Source organism: Amycolatopsis sp. NPDC004625 (assembly GCF_040609695.1).
Taxonomy (GTDB): Bacteria; Actinomycetota; Actinomycetes; order Mycobacteriales; family Pseudonocardiaceae; genus Amycolatopsis.
In genome coordinates this window covers 12199-37942 of the sequence record NZ_JBEXKX010000002.1, presented here as the reverse complement: position 1 = coordinate 37942, position 25744 = coordinate 12199, and the positions used below count along the sequence as shown (strand labels likewise).

At 71.6% G+C, this 25744-nt stretch carries 21 protein-coding genes; 12 read left to right on the top strand and 9 right to left on the bottom strand.

The features are described from left to right. Positions 1-70 precede the first annotated feature (70 nt). The 3 genes from ABZW17_RS01980 to ABZW17_RS01970 all read left to right on the top strand — a co-directional run bounded on the left by ABZW17_RS01980 (position 71) and on the right by ABZW17_RS01970 (position 4148). On the top strand, positions 71-1606 hold the full coding sequence (locus tag ABZW17_RS01980; RefSeq protein WP_354808686.1) for a HAMP domain-containing sensor histidine kinase: 1536 nt from the start codon (positions 71-73) through the stop codon (positions 1604-1606). A 4-nt stretch (positions 1607-1610) separates the two neighbouring features. Continuing rightward, a complete protein-coding gene (locus tag ABZW17_RS01975) occupies positions 1611-3482 on the top strand; it encodes a glycosyltransferase family 39 protein (RefSeq protein ID WP_354808684.1) in 1872 nt (623 codons plus the stop codon). 108 nt (positions 3483-3590) lie between these two features. Continuing rightward, the gene (locus tag ABZW17_RS01970; RefSeq protein ID WP_354808682.1) at positions 3591-4148 is read left to right on the top strand and encodes a GNAT family N-acetyltransferase; all 558 of its coding nucleotides are present in this window, start codon (positions 3591-3593) and stop codon (positions 4146-4148) included. On the opposite strand, the gene ABZW17_RS01965 is transcribed toward ABZW17_RS01970, so the two are convergent. Beyond that, on the bottom strand, positions 4093-5271 hold the full coding sequence (locus ABZW17_RS01965; RefSeq protein ID WP_354808680.1) for a hypothetical protein: 1179 nt from the start codon (positions 5269-5271) through the stop codon (positions 4093-4095). The genes ABZW17_RS01970 and ABZW17_RS01965 overlap by 56 nt on opposite strands. Then, entirely contained in the window at positions 5268-6335 is a 1068-nt protein-coding gene (locus ABZW17_RS01960) for a helix-turn-helix transcriptional regulator (RefSeq protein WP_354808678.1), read from the bottom strand. Before ABZW17_RS01960 ends, ABZW17_RS01965 begins: the two co-directional genes overlap by 4 nt. Positions 6336-6570: 235 nt before the next feature. On the opposite strand from ABZW17_RS01960, the gene ABZW17_RS01955 reads away from it, so the two are divergent. The 7 genes from ABZW17_RS01955 (at position 6571) to ABZW17_RS01925 (ending at position 13217) form a co-directional block, all read left to right on the top strand. After that, positions 6571-7194, top strand: a complete 624-nt coding sequence (locus ABZW17_RS01955; protein ID WP_354808676.1) for a hypothetical protein — start codon at positions 6571-6573, stop codon at positions 7192-7194. Between the two features lie 20 nt (positions 7195-7214). After that, the gene (locus ABZW17_RS01950) at positions 7215-7877 is read left to right on the top strand and encodes a Crp/Fnr family transcriptional regulator (protein ID WP_354808674.1); all 663 of its coding nucleotides are present in this window, start codon (positions 7215-7217) and stop codon (positions 7875-7877) included. A gap of 81 nt (positions 7878-7958) precedes the next feature. Further along, positions 7959-8231 carry a hypothetical protein gene (locus ABZW17_RS01945; protein ID WP_354808672.1) on the top strand — a complete coding sequence of 91 codons (273 nt, stop codon included), beginning with the start codon at positions 7959-7961 and terminating at the stop codon, positions 8229-8231. Next, complete coding sequence (locus ABZW17_RS01940) at positions 8228-8851, top strand: hypothetical protein (protein ID WP_354808670.1); 624 nt, start codon at positions 8228-8230, stop codon at positions 8849-8851. Before ABZW17_RS01945 ends, ABZW17_RS01940 begins: the two co-directional genes overlap by 4 nt. 94 nt (positions 8852-8945) lie before the next feature. Continuing rightward, entirely contained in the window at positions 8946-10202 is a 1257-nt protein-coding gene (locus ABZW17_RS01935) for a bifunctional glycosyltransferase family 2/GtrA family protein (RefSeq protein WP_354808668.1), read from the top strand. After that, complete coding sequence (locus ABZW17_RS01930) at positions 10202-12031, top strand: glycosyltransferase family 39 protein (RefSeq protein WP_354808666.1); 1830 nt, start codon at positions 10202-10204, stop codon at positions 12029-12031. Before ABZW17_RS01935 ends, ABZW17_RS01930 begins: the two co-directional genes overlap by 1 nt. A 139-nt stretch (positions 12032-12170) precedes the next feature. Beyond that, entirely contained in the window at positions 12171-13217 is a 1047-nt protein-coding gene (locus ABZW17_RS01925; RefSeq protein ID WP_354808664.1) for a hypothetical protein, read from the top strand. Here ABZW17_RS01925 and ABZW17_RS01920 read toward each other — a convergent pair. Next, on the bottom strand, positions 13214-13642 hold the full coding sequence (locus ABZW17_RS01920) for a nuclear transport factor 2 family protein (protein ID WP_354808662.1): 429 nt from the start codon (positions 13640-13642) through the stop codon (positions 13214-13216). The two genes, ABZW17_RS01925 and ABZW17_RS01920, sit on opposite strands and share 4 nt — an antisense overlap. Positions 13643-13814: 172 nt before the next feature. On the opposite strand from ABZW17_RS01920, the gene ABZW17_RS01915 reads away from it, so the two are divergent. Then, entirely contained in the window at positions 13815-14525 is a 711-nt protein-coding gene (locus ABZW17_RS01915; protein WP_354808660.1) for a serine/threonine protein phosphatase, read from the top strand. A gap of 3 nt (positions 14526-14528) precedes the next feature. Here the strand turns inward: ABZW17_RS01915 and ABZW17_RS01910 are convergent, their stop codons facing one another. The 6 genes from ABZW17_RS01910 to ABZW17_RS01885 form a co-directional block, all read right to left on the bottom strand. Beyond that, entirely contained in the window at positions 14529-15008 is a 480-nt protein-coding gene (locus ABZW17_RS01910) for a DUF2127 domain-containing protein (RefSeq protein ID WP_354808658.1), read from the bottom strand. An 82-nt stretch (positions 15009-15090) separates the two neighbouring features. Further along, a complete protein-coding gene (locus tag ABZW17_RS01905; protein WP_354808656.1) occupies positions 15091-17421 on the bottom strand; it encodes a GH92 family glycosyl hydrolase in 2331 nt (776 codons plus the stop codon). Positions 17422-17492: 71 nt separating this feature from the next. Beyond that, positions 17493-18941 carry an amidohydrolase family protein gene (locus tag ABZW17_RS01900; RefSeq protein WP_354808654.1) on the bottom strand — a complete coding sequence of 483 codons (1449 nt, stop codon included), beginning with the start codon at positions 18939-18941 and terminating at the stop codon, positions 17493-17495. Positions 18942-19115: 174 nt separating this feature from the next. Beyond that, positions 19116-20672, bottom strand: a complete 1557-nt coding sequence (locus tag ABZW17_RS01895) for an ABC transporter permease (RefSeq protein WP_354808652.1) — start codon at positions 20670-20672, stop codon at positions 19116-19118. Then, on the bottom strand, positions 20669-21577 hold the full coding sequence (locus ABZW17_RS01890; RefSeq protein ID WP_354808650.1) for an ABC transporter ATP-binding protein: 909 nt from the start codon (positions 21575-21577) through the stop codon (positions 20669-20671). The genes ABZW17_RS01895 and ABZW17_RS01890 overlap by 4 nt, the downstream gene beginning before the upstream one ends. Positions 21578-21579: 2 nt before the next feature. After that, positions 21580-22194, bottom strand: coding sequence for a helix-turn-helix domain-containing protein (locus ABZW17_RS01885; RefSeq protein ID WP_354808648.1), 615 nt, complete (start codon positions 22192-22194; stop codon positions 21580-21582). Positions 22195-22431: 237 nt separating this feature from the next. On the opposite strand from ABZW17_RS01885, the gene ABZW17_RS01880 reads away from it, so the two are divergent. Continuing rightward, positions 22432-25665, top strand: a complete 3234-nt coding sequence (locus ABZW17_RS01880) for a S8 family serine peptidase (protein ID WP_354808646.1) — start codon at positions 22432-22434, stop codon at positions 25663-25665. Positions 25666-25744: the final 79 nt, after the last annotated feature.

Here is a 25744-nt window from a genome sequence, read left to right as displayed (position 1 = left end):
CCGGTCACCGCACAGCCGCCTCACAGGCAGCACACAACCCGCACACACGGCGCCGACGGACGCTGGATCCATGGCCGCGCGAACCGTTCCGCCACGCCCCCGCCGGGGGCGGCTTTCGCTGCGCGCGAAGCTGACCGGCTCGATGGTCGCGCTGCTCACCGTGGTGTGCCTGCTCGTCGGGGTGGTCAGCGAGTTCGCGCTCGACCTCTTCCTCACCCGCCAGATCGACCAGCAGCTGTCCGCCGCGGCGAACCGCTCGCTGGTCTTCGCGAGCAACGCCCGCCCCCCGGACGGCGGCCCGCCGCCGGAGCAGCAGGGCGCGCACCCGCTCGGGCAGAACGTCGGCACGGTCAGCGCCACCTTCTCGGGGCAGACGCTCGTGCACGACGACAGCATCGCCGAGCACGGCGGACGGCTGTACCTGTCCGCGGACCAGCAGGCCCTGATGCGGTCGGTGCCCGCCGACGGCAAGCCGCACACGATGTCCTTCGCCGACCTCGGCGAGTACCGGCTGACGGCGCTGCCGGTCACCGGCACGTCCGAGGTGGTCGTGACCGGCCTGCCGATGAAGCCGGTCACCGACACGCTGCTCACCGTCGGGCTGATCCTGTTCGGCGTCGCCGCGGCGGGCGTGCTCGGCGTGGCCTTCCTCGGCGCGTTCGCGGTCCGCCGCACGCTGCGCCCGCTCGAGCGCGTCGCGGCCACCGCCGGGCGCGTCACCGAGCTGCCGCTCGACCGCGGCCAGGTGGCGCTGTCCATCCGCGTCCCGGAGGGCGACACCGACCCGCGGACCGAGGTCGGGCAGGTCGGCTCGGCGCTGAACCTGATGCTCGGCCACGTCGCCCAGGCCCTCGAAGCACGTCACGAAAGCGAAATCCGGGTCCGGCAGTTCGTCGCGGATGCCAGCCACGAGCTGCGCACGCCGCTGGCCGCCATCCGCGGGTACGCCGAGCTGGCCGCCCGCGGCAGCGCGCTGGTGCCGCCGGACGTGGCGCACTCGATGGGCCGGATCCAGTCCGAAGCCGTCCGGATGTCGTCGCTGGTCGAGGACCTGCTGCTGCTGGCGCGGCTCGACGCGGGCCGGCCGCTCGACGTGCGCGAGGTCGACCTCACCCGCCTGGTCGCCGACGCGGTCGGCGACGCCCGGGTCGCCGGGCGCGAGCACCAGTGGCGGCTGGAACTCCCGCCGGAGCCGGTGCTCGTGCTCGGCGACGTCCAGCGGCTGCACCAGGTGCTGGCGAACCTGCTGGCCAACGCCCGCACGCACACCCCACCCGGCACGGCGGTGGTGACGGCGCTGGCCCGCTCGGCCGACGGCAGCGCCGTGCTCACGGTGACCGACGACGGTCCCGGCATCGCCCCGGACCTGCTGCCGGACGTGTTCGAGCGGTTCGCCCGCGGCGACTCCTCGCGGTCCCGCACCGCGGGCAGCACCGGGCTCGGCATGGCGATCGCGTCGGCCGTCGTCGTGGCCCACCACGGCACGATCGAGGTACACAGCCGGCCCGGCCGGACGGAGTTCGCGGTGCGCCTGCCCGTGGCCGTCCCCGCACAGCGGGTGCACAGCATCGGCACAACCCGGCCCCAGCTGGGCACCGGAAGCTGATCTCATGACCGCCCTCGCGTCACGCGCAACTGTTGTACCCCCTTCACTCCCGGCACGTCGTTCCTGGCATCGGCCGCTCCTGGCCGTTCTGCTGCTGGCCACCGCGGTGCTCTACCTGTGGGGCCTGGGCGCCTCCGGCTGGGCCAACGCGTTCTACTCCGCGGCCGCCCAGGCGGGCTCGCAGAGCTGGAAGGCGCTGTTCTTCGGCTCCAGCGACGCGGCCAACGCGATCACCGTCGACAAGACCCCGGCCGCGCTGTGGGTGATGGGCCTGTCGGCGCGGCTGTTCGGCGTGAACGCGTGGAGCGTCCTGGTGCCGCAGGCACTGATGGGCGTGGGCTCGGTCTGGCTGCTGTACGCGACGGTCCGCCGCTCGTCCGGCCCGGCGGCCGGGCTCGTCGCGGGCCTGGTGCTGGCCCTGACACCCGCCGCCGCGCTGATGTTCCGGTTCAACAACCCGGACGCGCTGCTGGTGCTCCTGCTGGTGGCGGGGGCGTACTGCGTGGTGCGTGCGCTGGAGAAGGCGAGCCCGCGCTGGCTCGCGCTGGCCGGCGTCGCGGTCGGGTTCGGCTTCCTGGCGAAGATGCTGCAGGCGTTCCTGGTGCTGCCCGCGTTCGCACTCGCCTACCTCGTCGCCGCGCCGGTGCCGCTCGGCAAACGGCTGCTGCACCTGGTGGGGGCGCTCGGCTCGACGCTGCTGGCGGCGGGCTGGTACCTGGTGGTCGTGGCACTGTGGCCGGCGGCTTCGCGGCCCTACATCGGCGGGTCCCAGACGAACTCGCTGTGGGAGCTGGTCTTCGGCTACAACGGCTTCGGCCGCATCACCGGCGACGAGGTCGGCAGCGTCGGCGGCGGCGGGGGCCGCGGCTGGGGGTCGACCGGCCTGACCAGGCTGTTCGGCAGCGAGATGGCGGGCGGCATCGCCTGGCTGCTGCCGGCGGCGCTGCTGGCCCTGGGCGCGGGCCTGTGGTTCACCCGCCGCGCCCCGCGCGCGGACCCGTCCCGGGCGGCGCTGCTCCTGTGGGGCGGCTGGCTGCTGGTGACGGCCCTGGTGTTCAGCTACATGGGCGGCATCATCCACCCGTACTACACGGTGGCGCTGGCCCCGGCGATCGCGGCCCTGGCCGGCACGGCGGCGGTCCAGCTGTGGCGGCTGCGGGCCAACCCGGCGGCGTCCGGCCTGCTCAGCGGCGGCGTGGCGCTGACGGCCCTGACGGCGTACCTGCTGCTGGGCTCGTCGTGGCAGCCGTGGCTGGCCCCGACGGTCCTGGTGGGCGGCCTGCTGGCGGCGGTGGCCCTGTTCTTCGCGGCCCACCTGACCCGCTGGGCGGCCGGCCTGGTGGCGGCCCTGTCGTTGGTGGTGCTGGTGTCCGGCACGGGCGCGTACACGCTGGCAACGGCGTCGACGACGCACAGCGGAGCCATCCCGTCGGCCGGCCCGTCATCGGGTTTCGGCGGCGGCCGGTTCGGTGGGCCTGGCGGCTTCGGCGGCGGTCGTGGCGGCGGCCCGGGTTCGCTGCTGTCGACGACCCTGCCCGGCGCATCGCTGACGGCGTTGCTCCAGAAGGACGCGTCCCACTACACCTGGACGGCGGCAACGGTCCTCTCGAACGCGGCGGCGGGCTACCAGCTGGCGAGCGGAGCGCCGGTGCTGGCGGTGGGCGGGTTCAACGGGACGGACCCGTACCCGACGCCGGCCCAGTTCCGGCAGTACGTGGCGAACGGGCAGATCCACTACTTCCTGGGCGAGGGCATGACGATGCAGGGTTCGACCGGCTCGGACGCGGCCCAGCAGATCGCCGAGTGGGTGGCGTCGACGTACCAGGCGTCCACTGTGGACGGTGTAACGGTCTACGACCTCACCGCGACCGCGTGAGACAAGACGAAAGCAGGGTGTGACGCCGGTCCGGACCCGGGCAACCTGGTCAAGAACCGGCTCACTCCGGCACACTGGTGGTGCCCAGGCGAACAGGAGTTCCTGCCGATGACCGAGCCCTCCGTACGGCCGGCCCGCTCGGCAGACCTGGATTCGTTCGCCGCGGCCCTCGGTGACCTCGAATTCTTCGCCGATCGCTACGAACGGCAGGAAAAAGGCCTCGGCGAGCTGTACCTCGCCCGGCTGGGCCTGCGGCCCGCCGGCGCCGTGTACCTGTGGCGCGAGGTGGCCGAGGAGCTGCCCATCCGCCATCACCTGCCCGGCATTCCCCTGATCACGCACCTGGTGGTCCGCCGGGACCTGCGGCGGCAGGGCATCGGCACGGCTTTGGTCCACGCGGCCGAGCGCCACCTCCTCGAGACGGGCCGCTACCAGGTCGCGCTCGCGGTGCGGACCGACAACCACGACGCCGCCCGCCTGTACGACCAGCTCGGCTACCGCGACTGGGGGCACGGCGAGGTCGTCTGCTACGCGCGGACGACGCTGCGGAACGGGGCCGTCCTGGAGGAACCGGAGCGCTGTCACGTCCTGGTCAGGGACCTGGTCCCGATCACGCCGACGCCGCGAACCGAGGCGCACCCGATCGGCGCTTCGCACCCGTGCTGACCTTGACGTCGAAAGCGGACTGGGCCAGCAGCGGGATGCCCAGCGCCTCGACGGCGTGCTCGACGCCCGAACCGCCGTGGTGGTCGCGCCGCAGGTCCGTCACCCGCTGCCGCCAGCTCACGCAGTCACGTTGCCAGGCCCGCAGGTAACGCACGCAGAGCTCCGGGGAGATCAGCAGGCTGCGGCCGATCGCCGCGCGCAGGGAGTCGACCATCCGCGCCCGCTCGCCCGACTCGATCGGCGCCGCCTCCACCTGGTCGATGGTGTCGCGGATGATCCGGCGGCGGTCGGCGAGGAACTCCCGCCAGTACGCCTTGTCGGCCTGCGGCAGGCCGAGTTCGCTGTCGAACAGCCCGAAAACGCCTTCGGCCAGGGTGTCGCCCAGTTCCTCGTTGCGGGCCCGGCGGGTGTCGCGGTAAGGGTTGTAGGGCTTCTGGATCGCCGTTCCGGTGATCGCGGACGGTCTCAGTTTCATGCCGTCCAGCAGGAAGAACCAGTCTTCGTTGTAGATGTTGGGGAAGAACGAACTGAAGGCCGCCTCCCCCACCGCGAGGGCGCCGCCGCCGATGAAGGTGTCCTGCGTCCCCCCGGCGTCCCGGATCGCGTGGCACACGACGGAGTTGTCCGGCATGCCCGCGTTCGCGAGGCCGACGACGGGGTATTCGCCGAGCAGGGCGGCCGCGACGCCGAGGTCCGCGGGGTTCGGCAGCTCGATGTCGTCGTCGAGGAAGAGGATCCGCTTCCAGCCGGCGAGCACCGCGATGAGCAGCGCCAGGTTCCGCTTGAAGCTGGTGTCGGTCAGCCGCCGGAACCGCGTGAAGCGCAGGAGCCGGTCCGTGGCGAAGTCCGGCACCAGCCCGGGGTCCAGCAGGTCGACGTCGAGGGCGAGCGCGCGGACTCCGGCGTTTTTCGCCTCCAGGATGGCGTCGGAACCTGTGGATCGTTTACTGCACAGGACAAGCAGGAGCACGTCGCGTTCGCCGGCCACGGCGATGGCCTGCCGCAGGTAGGCGGGCGGGCGGGCGGTGGGGACGATGATCGCGTCCATCGCCGCGCCGGACACGGCCGCCCGATCGCGGTGCGCCAGGAGGCTTTGGTGCGACTCGTGCTGCCGCGGGCTCACCCGGCGACCTCGGGCCACTCGTGCAACCGGTTCTCCTCGAGGGTCCAATCGGGAGTCAGCCCCTGTCCCCCGACGACAGGCACGCGGCTGATGATGCTGAAGGATTCCACATCGCCGAACCGCTCCCGCACGTACGCGGTGTTGCGATCGCGGAAGCGCGCGTCCGTCAGAGCCCGAACCGCACCCAGCGTTCCTCGGCCGTACATACCATTGCACACGGTCACAGTGCGCTTTCGGTTGAACGGACTTTCCCCGCGGTAGAAGTGGGCGACGTCCTCCAGCAGGTGTTCGCGGCTGTCGAGCTTGGGTTCGAACAGCCTCGGGTGGCCTTCCTGCTGCACCCGGAACCCGCCGTGCTCGGCGTCGTCGGCACGGGCGACCTGCTCGACCGGCAGGTCCACCCGCTCGATCACGTCCCGGGTCACCGAGTTGAAGTCGACGCCGCCGAGCAGGACGAGGTGGCTCGTGTAGTCGTCGGCCGTCAGCTCGTCGCTGGTGCAGAACTTGACGTTGTTGTCCGGGTTGCACGCGCGGATGTGCCCGAACAGCTCGATCAGCGCGTCCGGATCGGCGTAGGTGTAGAGCGAAACGAAGTCGGCGCTCTCCGGGTCCGCGTAGGACAGGTGCCGCCGGTACTTTTCCGGCAGCCGGGCGCAGACGATGGTGATGTTCTGCACTTCTTCGAACGTCCAGATGTCCGCCCCCGACGCCGGAGAGACGGAGCCCCGGCCTTCACGCAACCCCAGCAGCTCCTCCAGCAGTCCCTTGCGCCGCGCCCGCTCGCCGTCCGTCAGTTGGTGGACAGGGAGGACACGAAGGGTTCCGCCGTCCAGCGACCGCCGGGTCGCGAACAGCGTCGCGTAGGCCTCGAGCCGCTTGTGCGGCGGCGCGACCGGCTTGTCGGCGTTCTCCCACGAAGAGATCAGCGAGATGCTGAGCGGCTTGTCGCCGCCGAGCGCCTGGGCGAGCTGGGTCTGGGTGATCCCGGCGTCCGGCCACAACGACTCGCGCAGGGCGCGCAGGCGGCGGGCGAGCGCCGGCCGCGGCTGCTGGACTGGGGACACGTCTCGGGCCGCCCTTCAGGAAATTTCAGTAGTCCCGATAAGACGACCGATACTACTCCCCGTCACTAGTATCTCGGTCGGCGGCCCACCGAAGCTGGGACTGAAACGTTACGCCCAGCGGAACTTCCCCGCACCGAACAGATAACACCGATTCATCTCAGTTGATCCAGGGTACTTCACGGCATACAGTCTCCTTGACTGAACTTCAGTTTTGATCTGAAGGCAGGAGCAGGCCATGAGTACTCCAGCGCAGCACGTCCCGCTCCACCGGGCCATGGTGGCGGTCGACATCGAAGGCTCGACGACGCGGACCAACCCGGCGAGGGCCCGGCTCCGCACCGTCCTGTACGAGCTGCTGGACGAGGCCTTCCTGGCCGGTGGAATCACCAAGAAGTACCGCGACGGCTTCGTCGACCGGGGCGACGGCGCGCTCTGCCTGGTCCGGCCGGTCGACCAGGCACCGAAGCCGGTGCTGCTCACCACCGTCGTCCCCTCCCTGGCCGAACTGCTGGTGCGGCACGGCGAAACCCACCCGGAACTCGCCTTCCGGCTGCGGGTCGCGGTGCACGCCGGCGAAGTGCACTACGACAGCCGCGGCCCGTACGGCGAGGACGTCGACATCGTCTGCCGGTTCGTCGACGCGCGGGAGCTCCGGCGGCAGCTGCGTATCACGGCCGCCCCGCTCGTCCTCGTCATTTCACCGGAGATGCACCGCTCGGTCGTCCGGCACGGCTACCCGGGGATCGATCACGACGCCTACCTCCGGACGGTGACCGTCAAGGTCGGCACCCAGCGGCTGCGCGGGTGGGTCCACACCCCGGCAGTCGCCGCCCGGCGCCAGGAGGACATGACCGCGTAGCACGGAAAGAGGTGGGGACGGTGGAACCGACGGGATTCTGGGCCGATCTGCCCCCGGCGGATCGCGAGGCCGTGGCGCACGCCGCCACCCGGCGCTCGTACCGGCGCGGCGAAACCGTGTGCCGGGAAGGCGACCACACCCACGTCGTGCTGGTGCTGCTGGCCGGGCACGTGCGGATCGTCCACGGCGCGCCGGACGGGCGCGAGGTCGTCATCGGGGTGCGCGGCGCGGGGGAAGTCGTCGGCGAACTCGCCGCGATCGACGCGCAGCCGCGGTCGGCGACCGTCGAGGCGCTGGAGGACCTCGACGTGCTGGAGATTCCCGGCGACCGGTTCGCTTCGCTGTGCCGGGCGCGGTCGCGCCTCTCCTGGGCCCTGCTCGTCGTGCTGTCCACGCGGCTGCGGTCCGTCGGCCGGCAGTGGCTGGACCTCAGCGGCGGCGCCGCGGCGCGACGGGTCGCCGCGCAGCTGATGCAGCTGGCCGTCCAGCACGGTGTGCCGCGCGGGGAAGACATCCGGATCACGGTCCCGGCCACCCAGGCCGAGCTGGCGATGACGGCGGCGATCTCCCGCGAGTCCTGGGCCCGCGCGACGCGAGAACTGCGGCGGCTGGGGGTGATCAGCACCGGCAGGAGACAGGTGACGATCCACCGCCTGGCCGAACTTCGACGACTGGCGAGCTGAATTCCGCGTTGTGTGTCACCTGACACAGAGCGCACGGCGAGCCGGAGGTTTCCTGGATTTACGCAGAGGAGGAGGGCTCCCATGGATCCGCACACCACCGTACCGCCCCCGAGCCGCTGGCGCCGTGGCGTCTACGCGGCCGGTCTCGTCATCCCCTTCACCGCTTCGCAGCTGTGGGCGCTGCTGGTGCTGCTGCGGCTCGCCCCGCTCGACGGGCTGGTGGGTCAGGCTTTCGTGCTCGTCCTGCTGGGGTCCGCCGTCGCGATCTGGGCGGGCTGGCGCTGGACCTGGCAGCTCGGCCGCGACCGCGACGTGAAACCCGAGCCCACCCCGAAGACCCGGATCCCGACATGACGTCCGGGCCGGTCATCGTCGCCGCCCTCGTGCTGGCCGCCGGTGCCGGACGTCTCCTGCGCCACCTCGGCGGTGCCCTGCGCCGCCGTCCGACCGAAAGGAGCACGGAAATGACGAGCACGCAGCCGGCCTTCCCGCTACGGGTGTACCACTGGCGGTGGGAAATCCTGGCCGTGACGCTGCTCCCCTACGGCGCGGTGACGTTCGCGCTGTGGGCCGGCCCGCTGTGGACGTCGGCGGTCTTCGCCGCCGTGCTCGGCACGGCGGTGCTGCGCCGCCACCGGGTACGGGCCCGGATCCGCGCGGTGGTCCTGCAGCACCGCCTGCGCGCGGCGTTCCCGGGCCTGCGCCTGCCCGGCGGCCGCCGCCCGGCGATCCTGTGGAGCCGCCCCCGCGGCGGCGACATCGTGGTTTCGCTGTACGGCCGTGACTCCTTCGAGCACCTGCACCGCACTCGCAGCGTGCTCGCCGCGGCCTGCGGGGTGCCCGAGGTGTACGTCGACCGCCACCCGAAGTACGCGAGCCTGGTGACGCTGACGATCAGCCCGACCCCGCCGAAGCACGAACCGGGTCGCGCGTCCCTGCCGAGCAACGTCGTGCCGCTGCGGGTGCACAGCTGAGCCCGGCCGGTGCCCGGCGTCTCGCCGGGCACCGCACAGGAACCGCACAGAGAGAACACACGATCACCAAAGCGGCGGCCGCGACCGTGGGGGCATGACAGCCACCGCCTCCTCGTCGCGGCCCGGGACCGTCCCGGTCGATCTGGCCGGCCCGCAGCCTGTTCTCGACGTCGTCATCCCGGTCCACAACGAAGAGACCGACCTCGAACCGTGCATCCGACGGCTGCACGCCCACCTGGCCGAGCACGTCTCCTACCCCTACCGGATCACCGTCGCCGACAACGCGAGCACCGACGCGACGCTGCAGGTGGCCGAACGGCTCGCCCGGGAGTTCCCCGAGGTCGCCGTCCACCACCTCGACGAGAAGGGCCGCGGCCGCGCGCTCAACGCCGTCTGGCGGGGCTCCGACGCCGCCGTGCTCGCCTACATGGACGTCGATCTCTCCACCGATCTCGCCGCGCTCGGGCCGCTCGTCGCGCCGCTGCTGTCCGGGCACTCCGATCTCGCCATCGGCAGCAGGCTCGCCCGGGGGGCGCGAGTCGTGCGCGGTCCGAAGCGCGAGTTCATCTCCCGTTGCTACAACCTGATCCTCCGCTCGACGCTCGCCGCGAAGTTCAGCGACGCGCAGTGCGGCTTCAAGGCCATCCGCGCCGACGTCGCCCGTGAACTGCTGCCGCACGTCGTCGACACCGGGTGGTTCTTCGACACCGAGCTGCTCGTCCTGGCCCAGCGGGCCGGGCTGCGGATCCACGAGGTGCCGGTCGACTGGGTCGACGACCCGGACTCGTCGGTCAACATCGTCCGGACGGCCACCGAGGACCTCAAGGGCATCGTCCGCGTCACCAAGGCCACCTTCACCGGCGAGATCCCGGTCAGCCGGCTGCGCGAGCAGCTCGGCAGGCAGCCGATCGGCGTCGACGCGCCGGGCGTGCCGCCGCGGCTGGTGACGCAGCTGGTGCGGTTCGCCGCGATCGGCGTCAGCAGCACGCTCGCCTACCTCGTGCTGTTCCTGCTGCTGCGCACGGCCGTCGGCGCGCAGCCGGCGAACTTCGCCGCGCTGCTGGTGACCGCGGTCGGGAACACCGCGCTGAACCGGCGGCTCACGTTCGGCATCCGCGGCCGCGCCGGCGCCGGGCGGCACCAGTTCGAAGGGCTGCTCGTGTTCGGCCTCGGGCTCGCGCTCACGAGCGGGTCGCTGGCCCTGCTCAACGGATCCACCACCCCCGGCCTCGTCCTGGAGATCACCGTGCTCGTGCTGGCGAACCTCGCCGCGACGGTGCTCCGCTTCCTGCTCCTGCGCGGCTGGGTGTTCAACCCGCGCCGTCAGGCCACCACCCCGAAGGAGTACTGATGACCGCCGTCCTGCCCGCCCCGGTGTCCGAACCCCGGCACCGCAGGGAGTCCGCCGCGGACGCCCCGCCGCGCTGGGTCCGCCCGGCGGTGTTCGGGCTGCTGGCCGCGACCGCCGTGCTGTACTTCTGGAACCTCACCGCGTCCGGCTACGGCAACTCGTTCTACGCCGCCGCCGTCCAGTCCGGGACGCAGAGCTGGAAGGCGTGGCTGTTCGGCTCGCTGGACTCCGGCAACGTGCTGACCGTCGACAAGCCGCCCGCGGCGCTCTGGGTCGGCACGGCGTTCGCCCGGATCTTCGGCTTCTCGAGCTTCACCGTGCTGGCGCCGCAGGCGTTGATGGGCGTCGCGTCCGTCGGGATCCTGTACCTGACGGTGAAACGGACTTCGGGCCCGGTCGCCGGGCTGCTGGCCGGGGCGATGCTGGCGGTGACGCCGGTCGCGGCGCTGATGTTCCGCTTCAACAACCCGGACGCGCTGCTGGTGCTGCTGATGGTCGCGGGGGCCTACTTCGTCGTGCGCGCAACGGAAAAGGCGAGCCCGGAGTGGCTGGCGCTGGCCGGTGTCGCTCTCGGGTTCGGCTTCCTGACGAAGATGATGCAGGCGTTCCTGGTGCTGCCGGCGTTCGGCCTGGCGTACCTGATCGCGGCGCCGACGTCCCTGGGCAAGCGGCTGCTGCACCTCGGTGGTGCGGTCGTGGCGCTGGTCGTCTCGGCGGGCTGGTTCATCGCGCTGGTGGACCTGTGGCCGACCGCCTCGCGGCCGTACATCGGCGGGTCCGAAGGGGACAGTCTGCTCGAACTCGCGTTGGGGTACAACGGCTTGGGCCGCATCTTCGGTGGCGAAGGCAACGGCGGCATGGGCGGCGGCGGCATGGGCGGCAACACCGGGTTCGGCGGCTCGACCGGCCTGTTCCGGATGTTCGGCGCCAGCTTCGGGACGGAGATTTCGTGGCTGCTGCCGGCCGCGCTGATCGGGCTGGTCGCCGGGCTGTGGTTCACCCGCCGCGCCCCGCGGACGGACCGGTCCCGGGCGGCCCTGGTGCTGTGGGGCGGCTGGCTGGTCGTCACGGCGGCGGTGTTCAGCTTCATGAGCGGGACGGTGCACCCGTACTATGCGGTCGCGCTGGCCCCGGCGATCGCCGCGCTGGTCGCGATTTCCGGTCGCGCGCTGTGGCAGGGCCGGGCGCACCTGGCGCCGCGGGCCGCGCTGGCCGGGATGGTGGTGGCGACCGCGGTGTGGTCGTTCATCCTGCTCGACCGGACGCCGGAGTGGTTCCCGGCGCTGCGGTGGATCGTCGCGGTGCTCGGGGTGCTCGTCGGGACGGTGCTGGTGATGGGTGTACCGGCGTCACGCCGTGTGGTGGCCGTCGTGGCGGCGGCGGTGGTCCTGACGATCGGCGTGTCGTCGGCGGCGTACGGCGTCGAGACGGCTTCGGTGGCGCACAGCGGCTCGATCCCGACCTCGGGCCCGACGTCGAGCGCGATGGGCGGCTTCGGTGACGACTCGTCGTCGAGCGCGATCGGGACGCTGCTGGCCCAGACGACGACGAAGTGGGCGGCGGCGACCACCGGTTCGCAGAGCGCGGCCTCGCTGGAGCTGGCGAGCGGCAAGGCGGTGATCGGCATCGGCGGCTGGAGCGGCTCGGACCCGGCCCCGACGCTGGCCGAGTTCAAGGCGTACGTGGCGGCGGGTGAAGTGAAGTACTACATCGAGGGCGGCCGGGGCGGCGGCCCGGGCGGCGGCTCGTCGGAGATCACGGAGTGGGTGACGGCGAACTTCACCGCGACGACGGTCGACGGCCAGGCGGTGTACGACCTGCAGAGCTGACGATTTCACGATCGGCCCTGGGCGACGGCGGCAGCCGACGTCCGGGGCCGATCCGTTTCGTCGGCACCCCCCACATGGCGGACTGACAATGCCCGGGTCGCGACTTAGGATCGAACGCTCGCCGCGGGGAGGGAGCAGCGTGGCCGGTCTCGACCGTTCCGAAATCCACCTTGCCCAGCAACTGCACCAAGAAGGACTTTCCCGCCCGGCGTCGATTCTGGCCATCGTGATGGCGACTCGCGGCTATTCCCGCTCGGAGAACGATCTCGTGGAGATAGTCCGCCAGTACCCCGGCCTGGAAACGGTGGTCGACGCGCGGAAAGCCATTCAGGAGCTGCGCGACCTGAATTGGCTCGCCCCGCGGGAAGTGTTCGGCAAGACGTTGACCGTCCAAGCCCCCGCATTGCGCGCCTCGATCGCGAACCGGCTCGGGCAACCGGACGTCGAAGACCACCTTTCGAGGCTGCGGGTGGATCTCGCCGCCTACGTCAAGGTCGTCGGTTCGATGCCGGAGAACGCCGTCTTCCAGTCCTACCTGCGGCTGCTGGAATCGGCGCAGAACGAGATCTGCCTGCCCATGCTCGTCACGGCACCGTACGACGACACCGTCGAAGTCCTGCGCAACCGGGCGCGGGCCGGGGTCCAGGTCAAGATCCTGCTCGCGGAGCCCGCGCTCGCGGCGCGGATCCGCTCGGCCAACGTGCGCTCGATATCGGCGGAACGAATTCGCGAGTGGCAGCGAAGCTTCCGCGACTGCCCGCACGCCGCCGTTCGGCTCTGCCGAACCGCCGAGGACATGGAGCTGGCGACCTGCTTTTCCGTCGACGGAAGAACCGTCCGGTTCGACGTCTACGATCCCTACGGGCAGCAAAGCCTCGAAGGCGTGATGCTCGAAGTGGCCTCACCGCAGGGCCTGACCCCGAATTTCGTCCGCCTCTTCGTCAGGCTGTTCGACGACGCCTGGTCACGGTCGGTCAGCGTCAGTCCGCTCGCCCGCGCGGCGCAGTTCCTGCTGCGCTCGTGGAAGCTGTGGTTCACGATCGTCGCCCTTGCCCTTGCGTTCCTTCCGGTGGGAATTCCGCACTGGTCGGAAATTCTCATCGGGGTGAGCTGCGGAATCGGCGCACCGCTGATCGTCGAGGAAGGGCCGAAAGTCGGCAGAATGCTGCGCCGGCGAACCGGCTAATCCGTGCGGGGCCGCAGGTGGTGGCTGAGTTCGCCGACGAGGTCCACCGTCGCCCGGCGTTCCGTGAAACGCCAGCTGCTCTCTTCCCGTGTGAAGCGGTCCTCGTACCTTCCCGCCGCGATCACCTGCAGCGGCAACCCGGGCACCGCCTGCAGGACCGTGAAATACGCGCGCCCCGATGCCACCTCGCCGGACACCTCGAGCGTGATGTTCGTCGTCACGTGTTTCGTTCTCGGTGTTCCGTCCTCGTACACGATCACCGACTCGCGCAGCATTCGCTCGACCGCCGCCGCGCCTTGGAGTGTGCCTCCGCTGCCTTTGAATGCCCCTGTCGCGAACAACGCGCCCACTCCCGCGAAGTCTCCCGCGTCGACCAGGGCCGCGTAGGAGGCGATCAGGTTCTCCAGTGCGCGGTAGTCGTCCACGGCACCGATCGTACAGAGACATGGATCGCGCGCCGGCGGCCCGGGAATCCGGAACTCCATGCCCCACCCCGTTCCCACGGTGCGCGGACCGACACCGCCGGCACAGGAAAGTCTCAGCGGATGCTTAGGTTCGGCGCGGATCATCGGAGGCAGAGGGGATGAGGAGGCCGCGATGATCACCACACGTCCGGGTTACCCGCGCTGGCACACCGCGAGCGCGCAGGGGCCGCGCTCGCTCAACGCCGATGCCGTCGGCGCGTACGCCGCCGCGGGTGGGGCCGGGATCGCCTTCGCGCTCGCCGACGGGGTCGGGGACGATCCGGCTGCCGCAAGCGCCGCGCGGATCGCCGCCGCGGCCGCCGCGCGGACTCCGGTCCACAAAGGACCGGTCGAGGCGGTGCTCGCCGCGCAGCGGGCGGTGCGGGCGCAGACGCTCGGGGACGCCGTGCTCGTCGTCGCCGTGCCGGCCGGCCACGGCGGGTACCGCATCGCCTGGGTGGGTGACGCCCGCGCCTACGCCTGGGACGGCACCACGCTGAGCCGCCTGACCACCGACCACACGCTCGCCGAGTACTTCCGCGCCCGCCACCAGCCGGTGACGCCGCGGATGGAGCACGTCGTGACGACCAGCGTCCGGACGGCCGAGGCGCCCGAGATCGGCACGGCGGAGACGACGAGCGCGGGCCTGCTGCTGACCAGCGACGGCGTGCACAAGCCGCTCACCGGCAGCGGCATCCGCGCGGTGCTGGCCCGGCCGGGCGCGGGCGCGGCGGACCTGGTGGAAGCCGCGCTGGCCCGCGGCGGCTCGGACAACGCGACCGCCCTCTACGTCGAACCCCTGGAGGTCGACAGCACGACGGTCCGGTTTCCCGTCGCCGCGTGAACCCTAGGCCTCGCGCTTGAGCTGCCGGTACTCCCGCAGCACCAGCACGATGATCACCACGTCCAGCGCGGCGAAGAACGGCAGCGCGATCGAATGCGTGTGCACCGCGCGGAAGATCTCGTACACCACGAACGCCGCCAGGATCACCGCCGCGACCGGGTAGGCGCGGACGATCTTGCGGGCCAGTGCCCACACCAGGCCCAGCTTGATCAGGCCGTGGGCCAGCAGGTACGCCACCGCGAACGTCTTGGTGTCGCCGTGGAGGAAGTTCTCCGTCGCCGACTCCAGGTGGCGGGCCAGGGTGCCCGACGGGTCGCCGAGGAGGTCGCGGGTGATCACCGCGTGGGTGAAGCCGCTGACGGCCGCCGCCGGGACGAACGCGAGGATCAGGGCCCCGACGACCTGCAGCGCGCCGTCGAGGCCCTTGATCGCGATCGCGATCCGGAAGAACCGCTCGGTGGCGGTCGTTTTCTGGTCGGGCATGCCCCCAGCTCAGCAGAAACGGCGGGGCGCCGCACGGGGGAAGCACCTTTCGTGCCGCGTTGTCCGGAGCCCCGCCGCCGGCCTACATCGCGGGCGGGGCCGCCGTCGTGCCCCACGTCGTGGGGGTGTCACTCAGCGTGAACCGGATCTTGCCCGCACGCAGCAGGTCCGCGTGCGAAATCCAGCTCCGGTCGTAGCCGCGGTGACCGACCTGGACCTCCTTCGTGTACTGCAGCTTCGCCGCGCTCGCGCCGGGCGCCTCGATCTCGATCCTGCGGCCGCCGTCCGGGCGGATCTCCACCTTCTCGAACATCGGCGTGCTCAGCAGGTACGTCCCGGAGCCCGGCTGGGCCTCGAAGACGCCCGTCATGCCGAAGACGAGCCACGACGAGATGGTGCCGAGGTCGTCGTTGCCCGGCATGCCGTACGGCGTGTCGGTGAACAACGTCCGCGCCGCGCGCAGGACCGCCGAGGTCTTCCACGGCGCGCCCGTCCAGCTGTACATCCAGGGTGCGTGCAGGTCGGGCTCGTTGTTCGGGTTGAACGCGAAGTTGTTGTGGTAGTCGTACGCGCCGTGGACCCAGGAGTCCTTGGCCGCCTTCGCCGGGTCGGTCAGCAGCAACGGCATGTCGAAGAACGTGTCGAGCCGCTTCTCCGCCTGCGCCGGACCACCCATCAGGGCGAACAGCTTCGCCGTGTCCTGCTGGGCGAGCCACTGGTACTGCCACGGCGTGCCCTCGTGGAAGCCCACGGACTGGGCCGGGTCGGGGTCGCCGACGCCGGTGCCGTCCGCCGCCTTCGTCCGCGGGAAGCCGGTGTAGCCGTGGGATTCCACGCTCGTGTCCCACAGGTGCGCGAAGTTGCCGCAGCGCGCCCGCAGGGTCGCCGCCTTGTCGCGGTAGCCGAGCCCTGAGGCCATTGTGGACAGTGCGCAGTCGGCCAGCGCGTATTCGAGGGTCGCCGACCCGGCCTGGCGCGTGTCGCCGTAGGTGTAGCCGGGCAGGTCCTGGTAGCCGATCCAGCCGTTCTTCACGTACGTCGGGTTGCCGTCGCGGCCGCGGAAGATCGACTGGTCCGCGGGCACCTCGTTGACGTTGCGCCACAACGCGTCGAACAGCTGGCGCGCGGTCCGGTCGTCGAGCAGGCCGCGGCGGTAGTTGTCGACCACCCACGGCGTCACGGGGTCGCCGCTCATCACGTTCGTCTCGCCGCCGGCCAGCGCCCAGCGCGGGACCCAGCCGCCGTCCTGGTAGATCTTCAGGACGGACTTCGTCATGTCGGCGGCCTTGTCCGGGTGCAGCAGCGCGACGAGCTGGTTCTGCGAGCGGTAGGTGTCCCACAGCGAGAACATCTGGTAGTACGTGTCGCGGCTGCGGTGGACGGCGTCGTCGAAGCCGCGGTAGGAACCGTCCACATCGGACCCGACGGACGGGTGCAGCAGCGACCGGTACAGCGCGCTGTAGTACGTCCGCTGGTCGGCGGTCGTCCCGCCGGCGACGCGCAGGCGGTTCAGCTCGTCGCGCCAGGTGTCGTGCGCGGCCTGGCGGGCCTTGTCGAACGACTTCGGCTGCTCGGCCGTGCGGTTGAGCCGGGCGCCGTCGATCGAGGTGTAGGACAGCCCGACCGACGCGCCGACCTGGTTCTTCGCGGTGTCGAAGGTGAGCCACGCGCCGGTGCGCTGGCTGCCGAGCTTCGCGTCGCGCTGGTTCGGCGCCAGCTTGCTGTCGGTCCAGGTGCCGAAACTCGTGAACTTGCGGTCGAACTTGGCGCTGAAGAAGACCTTGTAGCGCTCCTTCTGCGTCTCCCAGCAGAAGTTGCCGCCCTGCAGCCAGCCCTCGACGGTGTCGTTCCCGACGACGTGGACGTCGCCGGCGTAGGTGTAGCCGTTGCTCTCGCCGACCTCGATGAGGACGTTTTCGCTGGTCGCGCCGCTGGGGAAGGTGTAGCGGTGCTGGCCGGTGCGCTGGGTGGCGGTCAGCTCGGCGCCGATGCCGTCGGCGAGCTTGACGCCGTAGTAGCCGGGCCGGCGGGTTTCGTCGGCGTGGCTGAACTTCGCGCCGTACTTCGCGGGATCGCTGCTGGTGACGGCGCCGGTGGTCGGCATGAACCGGAAGTTGCCCATGGTCTGGCAGCCGACGCCGGAGAGGTGGGTGTGGCTGAAGCCGAGCGTGGTGTCCTGCGCGTAGTCGTAGGACGCGTACTTCTTGAGCTGGGTGTCCGGGCTGAGCTGGACCATCCCGAACGGCGTGGTGGCGCCGGGAAAGGTGGTGCCGTCGCCGTTGTTGCCGATCGAGGTGTCGACGAGCGTGGTCGGGTCGTCGGCGAACCTGGGTCCGGCCTCGGCGGGGGTCGCGAGGGCCAGGGTCGTGGCCGAGGCGAGCAGGGTGGCCAGGACGCGCGTACGCGTTCTCATCCGTGTCCTCCTGACAACGTTGTCACATGCACGGTGGGATCTTTTCCGTTGTCCGGTGGACAAATCAAGGGTCAGACCTGGTGCGTCACGTGCCCGCCGAGGATCGTCGCCGTCACCGGGAGGGTGCGCAGGTCGGCCGGGGACAGCGTCGACGGGTCCGCCGCCGTCACCATCAGGTCCGCGACGTCGCCCACCGCCACCCCGCGGCGGCCACCCGAGGACGCGGCCAGGGCCTCGGCGAACGGGATGGCCTGCTCCGGGTGCCACGGCGGGCGGTCGTCGTCCGTGCGGGCGATCGCCGAGGCGATGCCGTCCCACGGGTCCAGGGGCGCCACCGGGGCGTCGGAGCCGAACTCGAGCCGGGTGCCCGACTCCAGCAACGCGCGGTACGGGAAGGCCCGCTCCGTGCGCCCGTGCCAGTGGCGGTCCGCGACGTCGCGGTCGTCGGGCTGGTGGGACGGCTGGACCGCCGCGACGATGCCCAGCGCGGCGAACCGGGGGACGTCGGCCGGGGCCAGCAGCTGGGCGTGCTCGATCCGGCCCGGGCAGCCGACCTGCTCGAACGCGTCGAGGGCGATCGTGTTCGCGCGGTCGCCGATCGCGTGCACCGCCGGGAGCAGGCCGTGGTCGAACGCCCGCTGCAGCAACGGGATCAGCTCGGCCGGCGGCAGTTCCAGCTGCCCCGGCGAGTCGCTGCCGGGGTACGGGTCGTGGCAGTAGGCCGTGCGGGTGTTGAGGGAACCGTCCACGAAGAGCTTGAACGGCCCCACGGTCAGCCGCCCGCCGGAGTCCGGGAGGACGTCGCCGGTGCGGTGGCCGCGTTCGATGGTCTGGTCCAGCAGGTGCCTGGCGATCACGCACGAGACCCGCGCCGCCGGGGCGCCCCGCCGCGTCCAGTCCGCCACCGTGTCCGCGTATTCGTAGTCGACGATCTGGGTCACGCCCCGCGTGGCCGCCGCGGCCACGGCTTCGGCCACCCAGCGGTCCTGGACGTCGATCGCCGCCGTCGGCAGCTGGGCCGTCGCGCTCATGCAGTCGCCCTCCAGCAGGACGCCCGTCGGGTGCTCGCGGCCGATCAGCTTCAGCGCCGCGGGGCTGAGCCACAGCGTGTGCAGGTCCGCGCTGAACAACGCGACCGCACGCCCGGGCAGCGCGCGCTGCAGCAGGTCCTTGTGCGGCTTGTCCGGCCACAGCGCGTCGCGGAACCCGGCGCCCACCACCAGTTCCGTCTGCGGCGCCGGGGTCGCCAGCAGGTGCGCCAGCAGCAGCTCGATCGCCTCCGCCGCCGAACGCGCCGCGTCGAGCGGGATGCGCCGCCGGAACGTCGCCCACTGCACGAGGTGGACGTGTGCGTCGACCAGGCCCGGCAGCAGCGTCCCGCCGTGCCCGTCGACGACGCGCGCGGCGAACCCGGTGGACCCCGGTTCGGTGATCGCCGTGACCCGGCCGTCGGTCACCCGGACGTCCGCGAGGTCGCCACCGAGACCCGGCCGGACGCGGCGCAGCAGGAGATCATCCATGCGGACAACCATGCCAGCCGGACCCGTCCGGGTGAAGCACGGCTTGAGATGGGAAATAGGCGGGTACCAGCTACTGTTGTAAGAAATGGCAGCCGTCGCCCGCCGAAGGGTCAGGGCCGGTTCAGGAGCGCCGCCTTCACAAGCCGCGCAGGGTTCGACTCCCTCGGTTGCCGCTCAGCTCGGGATGTCCCGGCGCCGCAAGGCGAGCAGGCCCGCCGTCACCGCCGCCGTCGTGATCAGCAGCAGCCAAAGCGTCGGCGCGACCGAGAACGTGCCGCCCGGCAGGCGCGGGAGGTGCTGGAACGGCGAAATCGCCAGCACCACGGAACTCCACCGCAACACCGAACCCACCAGCGACAGCAGCAGGAACCCCGCCAGCAGCCCCCACGCCGCCGCGGTGAACCGGGGGAGGAAGCCGGTCAGCAGCGTCGTGACACCCGCGAGCACCCACACCGCCGGCAGCTGGGCCAGCGCCGCCGGAACCAGACCCGGCCCGCTGCCGTACGCGATGCCCGTTGCCGCGCCCGTCACCGCCAGCACGCACGCCGGCCCGGCGAAGGCGAACGTCAGGTGGGCCAGCGCCCAGCCCACGCGCCCGGCCGCCGTCGCCAGGACCGGTTCCGCGCGGCCCGCCGCTTCCTCCGCCCGCAGCTTCAGCGTCGCCTGCACCGCGTAGCCCGCCGCCGCCAAGCCGAACAACGTCATCGTGCCCGCCAGGTACGCGTCCAGCACCGGACCGCCGCCGCCCAGGCGGGAAAACACCTCGGCGACCGCCCGGTTGTCCCGCACCGTCTCCGCGACGTTCCGCGCGACCCCGCCCATCAGCAGCCCGACCAGCGCCAGGCCGACGGTCCAGACCAGCAGCGTCCCCCGCTGCAGCCGCCAGGCCAGCGCCAGCGGCGAACGCAGCGACGCCTTCGCGCCGGAACGCCCGAGCCGGGCCGGCAGCAGCGCTGCCCCGAGATCGCGACGGGCGGACAACGCCACCGCCGCCGCCGCGAGCAGGCCCGTCGCGGCCAGCGCCACGGCCAGCACCCACCACTGCTCCCCCGCGAACGGCCGCAGCCGGTGCGCCCAGCCGATCGGCGACAGCCACGCGAGCCAGCCCGCCGACCCGCCGTCGCCCGCCGCGCGCAGGAGGAACGCCAGGACCAGCACGCCGATCCCGATGCCGCGGGCGCCGCTCGCGCTCCACGTCAGCTGGGCGGCGACCGCGCCGACGCCGGCGAACACCCAGCCCGCCAAGGAAAACCCGAGACCGAGCGCGAAGGCCCCGGCGAGCGGGACGCCCTGCGCGGCGACGCCGAGCCCGGCCAGCAGGCCGAACACCAGGCAGGCACCACACGCGAGGAGCACCGCGGCCGCCAGGCCCGCGTGCCGGCCGACGACCGTCGCGCCGGTGAGCTCCCGGCGGCCCGCCTCCTCCTCGGTCCGGGTGTGGCGGACCACGGTGAGCAGCGCGATCAGCCCCACCACCACCGGAACGAACCCGCACTGCCACGCCAGGAGGTTGCCCGCCGAAGACCCGTACAGCGGGCCGTTGCGCACGACGAACGTCGCGCTCGTCGCGTTGAGGTCGTAGAAGTGCTGCCGGGACGCCGCATCCGGGTACGCCGCCTTGATCGAGGACAGGTACCCGGCCGGTGCGAGCGTGAGACCAAGGATCCAGAGCGGCACCAGGAACCGGTCGCGGCGCAGCACCAGCCGCAGCAGCGTCCAGGTCCCGGTCATCGCGCCGCTCCGGCCGGTTCGTCCTGGCGGTAGTGCCGCAGGAACAGCTCTTCCAGCGTCGGCGGGCGGCTCACCAGGCTCCGCAGCCCGGCCCCGGCCAGGTGCCGCATCACGTCGTCCAGGGCCGGCTGGTCCACGGACAGGTGGACGTGCGAACCGTAGAAGCTCAGGTCGTGCACCCCCGGCAGCGAACCCAGGTCCGCGGGCACGTGCGCGAGCGACGCGTCGATGGTGATCCGGCCCAGGTGCCGCAGCTCGTCCAGGGTGCCCGACTCGACCGTGCGGCCGGCCCGGATGATCGTGACGCGGTCGCACAGCGCCTCGACCTCCGACAGGATGTGCGAGGACAGCAGGACCGTGCGGTCACCGCGGTCCCGCTCTTCCGCGACGACCTCGCGGAACACCTCCTCCATCAGCGGGTCGAGCCCGGACGTCGGCTCGTCGAGCACCAGCAGCTCCACATCGGACGCCAGCGCGGCGACGAGCGCGACCTTCTGCCGGTTGCCCTTCGAATACGTGCGGCCCTTCTTGCGCGGATCCAGGTCGAAGCGGTCGACGAGGTCCGTGCGCCGCTTGACGTCGAGGCCGCCGCGCAGCCGGCCGAGCAGGTCGATCACCTCGCCGCCGGTGAGGTTCGGCCAGAGCGTGACGTCGCCCGGCACGTACGCGAGCCGCCGGTGCAGCTCGGTGGCGTCGGTCCAGGGGTCGCCGCCGAGCAACGTGGCGCGGCCGCCGTCGGCCCGCACCAGCCCCAGCAGGACGCGGATCGTGGTGGTCTTGCCGGCGCCGTTGGGCCCGAGGAACCCGTGCACCTCGCCGGTGTGGACGGTCAGGTCGAGCCCGTCGAGGGCCCGCGTCCGGCCGAACGCCTTGGTGAGGCCGTCGGCGGTGATCGCTTCGGCCATCGTCATTCCTTCCGTCGGTAGGCGGCCAGCGCTTCGCGGGCCCTTTCGAGGACTTCGGTGGTGGCGAGCGGGTTCAGGAAGAGGTGCCCGGCGGCCGCCGACATCCGCAGCATCGCCTCGTTCGTGCCCGGTTCCTCGCCGAGCGCGCGGGCGACGTGGTCCTGCAGGATCATCAGCCCGCCGGTCATCGCGGCGAGGGCGGCGGCGGCGCCCCGCGGGTCGGGCATCTCCATGCCGTGTTCGCGGAAGTAGCGCTCGGTTTCGTCGACGATCCCGGTGAACTGCGCCTCGGCGGCGGCGGAGCCGTCGACCATGGCCCGGCCCATGTACCGGCGGTAGCGCAGCTGGCGGGCGTCGAACACGGGGAGGAACCCCGGGTTCGCGGCGCCGTTGGCCAGCACCTCCTCCTTGAACTTCACCAGTTCGTCGAAGACGTGGGTGTCGCACGCCTCGCGCAGGCCGTCCTTGGAGCCGAAGTGGTGGCGGATCAGGCCGCCGGACACCCCGGCTTCCGCGGCGATGTCGAGGATCGACGTCTTTTCCATGCCGCGCTCGGTGAAGAGCTTGATGGCGGCGTCGCGGATGCGGGCGCGTGCGGTGAAGTCTTCGGTGCTCATGCGGAGTCCTATACGTGCGTGTAGTCGACTGCACCAGAATGTAGCCCCCTATACGCGCGTATAGCAAGGGTGGACGTTTTGCGCCGCGGAGTCACATCCGGTGGCCGCCTAACCGGCGAGTGGACTACTCCATTTGGCTCGCAACCAATTGCGGTCTTTGGGCTAACTGTCTGATTGCTGCCGAAGATCTCACCCTGTGTACTTCTCGGACGCACATCTCCACGAAGGGTCGTTTCAGTGACACAGCACAGATCGCGCTGGAGACGGCGGGCCGGGATCACCGTCCTCGCCACCGCCCTCGGCGCCTCCGTCCTCGGCGTCGCCGTCCCGGTGGCCTCCGCCCAGCAGGCCCCGCCGACCAACGGCGCGGCCGACGGCAAGACCCTCGACGAGCACGACCGCGCGCTCGTCGCCGAAGCCGAGAAGGCCGGGAAGCCCGACGTCACCCTGCTGATCGCCGCGGAAAAGGGCCAGACCGGCACCGCCGTGAACGAGCTCAAGGCCCTCGGCGGGGTCGTCCAGTCCACCGACGCGAAGCTCGACTACGTCAAGGTCACCATCCCGCCGGACAAGGCCGAAAAGGCCGCCAAGCTCAAGTCGGTGAACGCCGTCGACGTCGACGGGCTCATCGTGCGCGACGACCCGAAGCCCGACGGCGCGACCACCCCGCTGCCGCAGCCGGCCCCGGGCAAGAACACCCCGCGTGTCAACCCGTACCTGCCGACCGGGGACACCTACGCGGCGCAGTTCGGCCAGGTCCTGCCCAACTGGGACGGCAAGGACACCACGGTCGCGGTGCTCGACTCCGGCGTCGACCTCGACTCCCCCGCGCTGGCCACGACCAGCCACGGCGAACGCAAGATCGTCGACTGGTACAACGCCAACGCCACCAACTCCGGTGACGGCACCTGGGTCAAGCAGTCCACCCAGACCTACACCGGCACCTTCACCGCCAACGGCAAGACTTGGACGGCCCCGGCGACCGGCGGCCCGTACACGTTCGGCGTGTTCGGCGAGACCGCGGGCGACCTGGGCGCCGCGGACAGCGAGACCGGCGGTGACATCAACCGCGACGGCGACCGCGCCGACTCCTGGGGCGTGCTGCTCGACCCGGCGACCAAGGAGGTCCGGGTCGACCTCAACGGCAACGGTGACTTCACCGACGAAAAGCCGATGACCGACTACAACAAGAAGTACGACGTCGGCTTCTTCGGCACCGACAACCCGGCGACCGACGTCGCCGAGCGGATGGCCTTCGTGGTCCAGACCGACAAGCCGGGGTACGTCGGCATCGGCATCGCGGGCGCGGAGCACGGTTCGCACGTCGCCGGCATCGCCGCCGGCAACGACCTGTTCGGCGGCAAGATGGACGGCGCCGCGCCGGGCGCGAAGGTGCTGGCCGTCAAGGTCTGCCTCACCAGCGCCGGGTGCACCTCGTCCGGCCTGATCGACGGTGTCGTCTACGCAGCCAGCCACGGCGCCGACGTCATCAACATCTCGATCGGCGGCCTGCCGGCCCTCAACGACGGCAACAACGCCCGCGCGGAGCTCTACAACCGCACGATCGCCGAGTACAACGTCCAGATCTTCATCTCGGCCGGCAACAGCGGCGCCGGGGCGAACACCGTCGGCGACCCGTCGGTGGCCACGGACGCGATCTCGGTCGGCTCGTACATCACCAAGGAGACCTGGCTGTCGAACTACGGCTCGGTCACCAAGAACCCCGAGTCGATGCACCCGTTCTCCTCGCGCGGCCCGCGTGAGGACGGCGGCTTCAAGCCGGACATCATCGCGCCCGGCGCGGCCATCGCCACCGTCCCGCGGTGGGAACAGCCGAGCCCGGTGCCCGGCACGTACCCCCTGCCCGCCGGCTACGCGATGCTGCAGGGCACGTCGATGGCGGCGCCGCAGGCGACCGGCGCGGCGGCGCTGCTGGTGAGCGCGTACAAGGCGACGCACAACGGCCAGCGGCCGCCGGTGGCGCAGCTGCGCGCGGCGATCAAGTCGACCGCGCGGTTCGTGCCGGGCATCGGCGCGTACGCCCAGGGCGCGGGCCTGTTCAACGTCCCGGCCGCGTTCGTCGCGCTTTCGCTCAACCCGAAGCCGGACGTCGTCTCGACGTCGGTCGAGGTGCACACGGTCCAGTCGGGCCTGCTGGCCACGCCGAACACGGGCGTGGGCATCCACGACCGCGAAGGCGTCACCACGGGCAAGGCCTACACGCGCACCTACACGATCACCCGCACCACGGGCTCGGCGCACCCGGTGCCGTACTTCGTGCGGTGGGTCGGCAACGACGGCACGTTCTCCTCGGGTTCGACGGTGGCGCTGCCGCTCAACACCCCGGTGAAGTTCGACGTCAAGGTGAACCCGAAGAACGCCGGGGTCCACTCGGCGCTGCTCTACCTGGACAACCCGCTGACCATCGGCATCGACGTGCAGACCCTCAACACGGTCTTCGCGCCGCAGGAATTCGTCGCGGGCAAGGGTTTCCAGGTCGACGTCGCGGGCAAGATCGCCCGCAACCAGGCGACCAGCTACTTCGTGCGGGTGCCGCAGGGCGCCAGCGCGCTGAAGGTGGACATCGACGCCGGCGGCGGCGCCCCCGGCAAGGGCCAGGTGCGGTTCCTGCGGTACGACCCGACCGGTGTCCCGGCCGAGGCCAGCACCGCGACGACCGCGTGCTACCTGCCCGACGCGGGTGCGGGCTGCGCCGGCGGCACGCCGACCAGCCGGACCATCGCCAACCCGCTGCCGGGCGTGTGGGAGATCGTGGTCGAAGCGCGCCGGACGTCCGATGTGGACGATGCGGCGTACAAGCTGTCGGCGTCGGTGCTGGGCACGGCGATCTCGCCGAACCCGGACACGATCGCCTCGGCCACGCTGGGCACGCCGATCGCGCGGTCCTACACCGTGCAGAACACGCTCGGCGCGTTCACCGGCAAGCTGACCGGCGCCACGCTGGGCAGCGCGAAGACGCAGCGGCCGACGATCGCCGAGGGCACGCAGCAGCAGTACCAGATCGCGGTGACGCCGGGTTCGACGTCGCTGACCGCCACGATCGGCAACCCCGCCGTGGTGGGCACGGACCTCGACCTGGTGCTGTACAACTGCACGACCGGTTCCTGCGTGCAGGCGGGCGTCAGCGCGGACGGCGACTCCGAGGAGTCGGTGACCGTGCCCAACCCGGCACCGGGTGTGTGGGTCGCGCTCGTCGACGGGTACGCGGTGCCGGGCGGCACCACGGCCTACGACTACCTCGACGTGTTCACCAACCCGGCGTTCGGTTCGGTCGCGGTGACCGACGCGAACGCGGCGCACGCGTCGGGCAGCTCGTGGACGGTCCCGGCCACGGTGACGGCCACGGCGGTCCCGGCGGCGGGCCGGTTCCTGCGCGGCCAGCTGTCCGTGCAGACCGACACCGGCGTCACGGTCGGCACCTCGCTGGTGCAGATCAGCTCGGTGAGCTAGTTCCGTAGTCCGTGGAGGCCGTCCCGGGGATTCCCCGGGGCGGCCTCCACGCTTTTGTGTGCTCCCATGGCATCGTCGG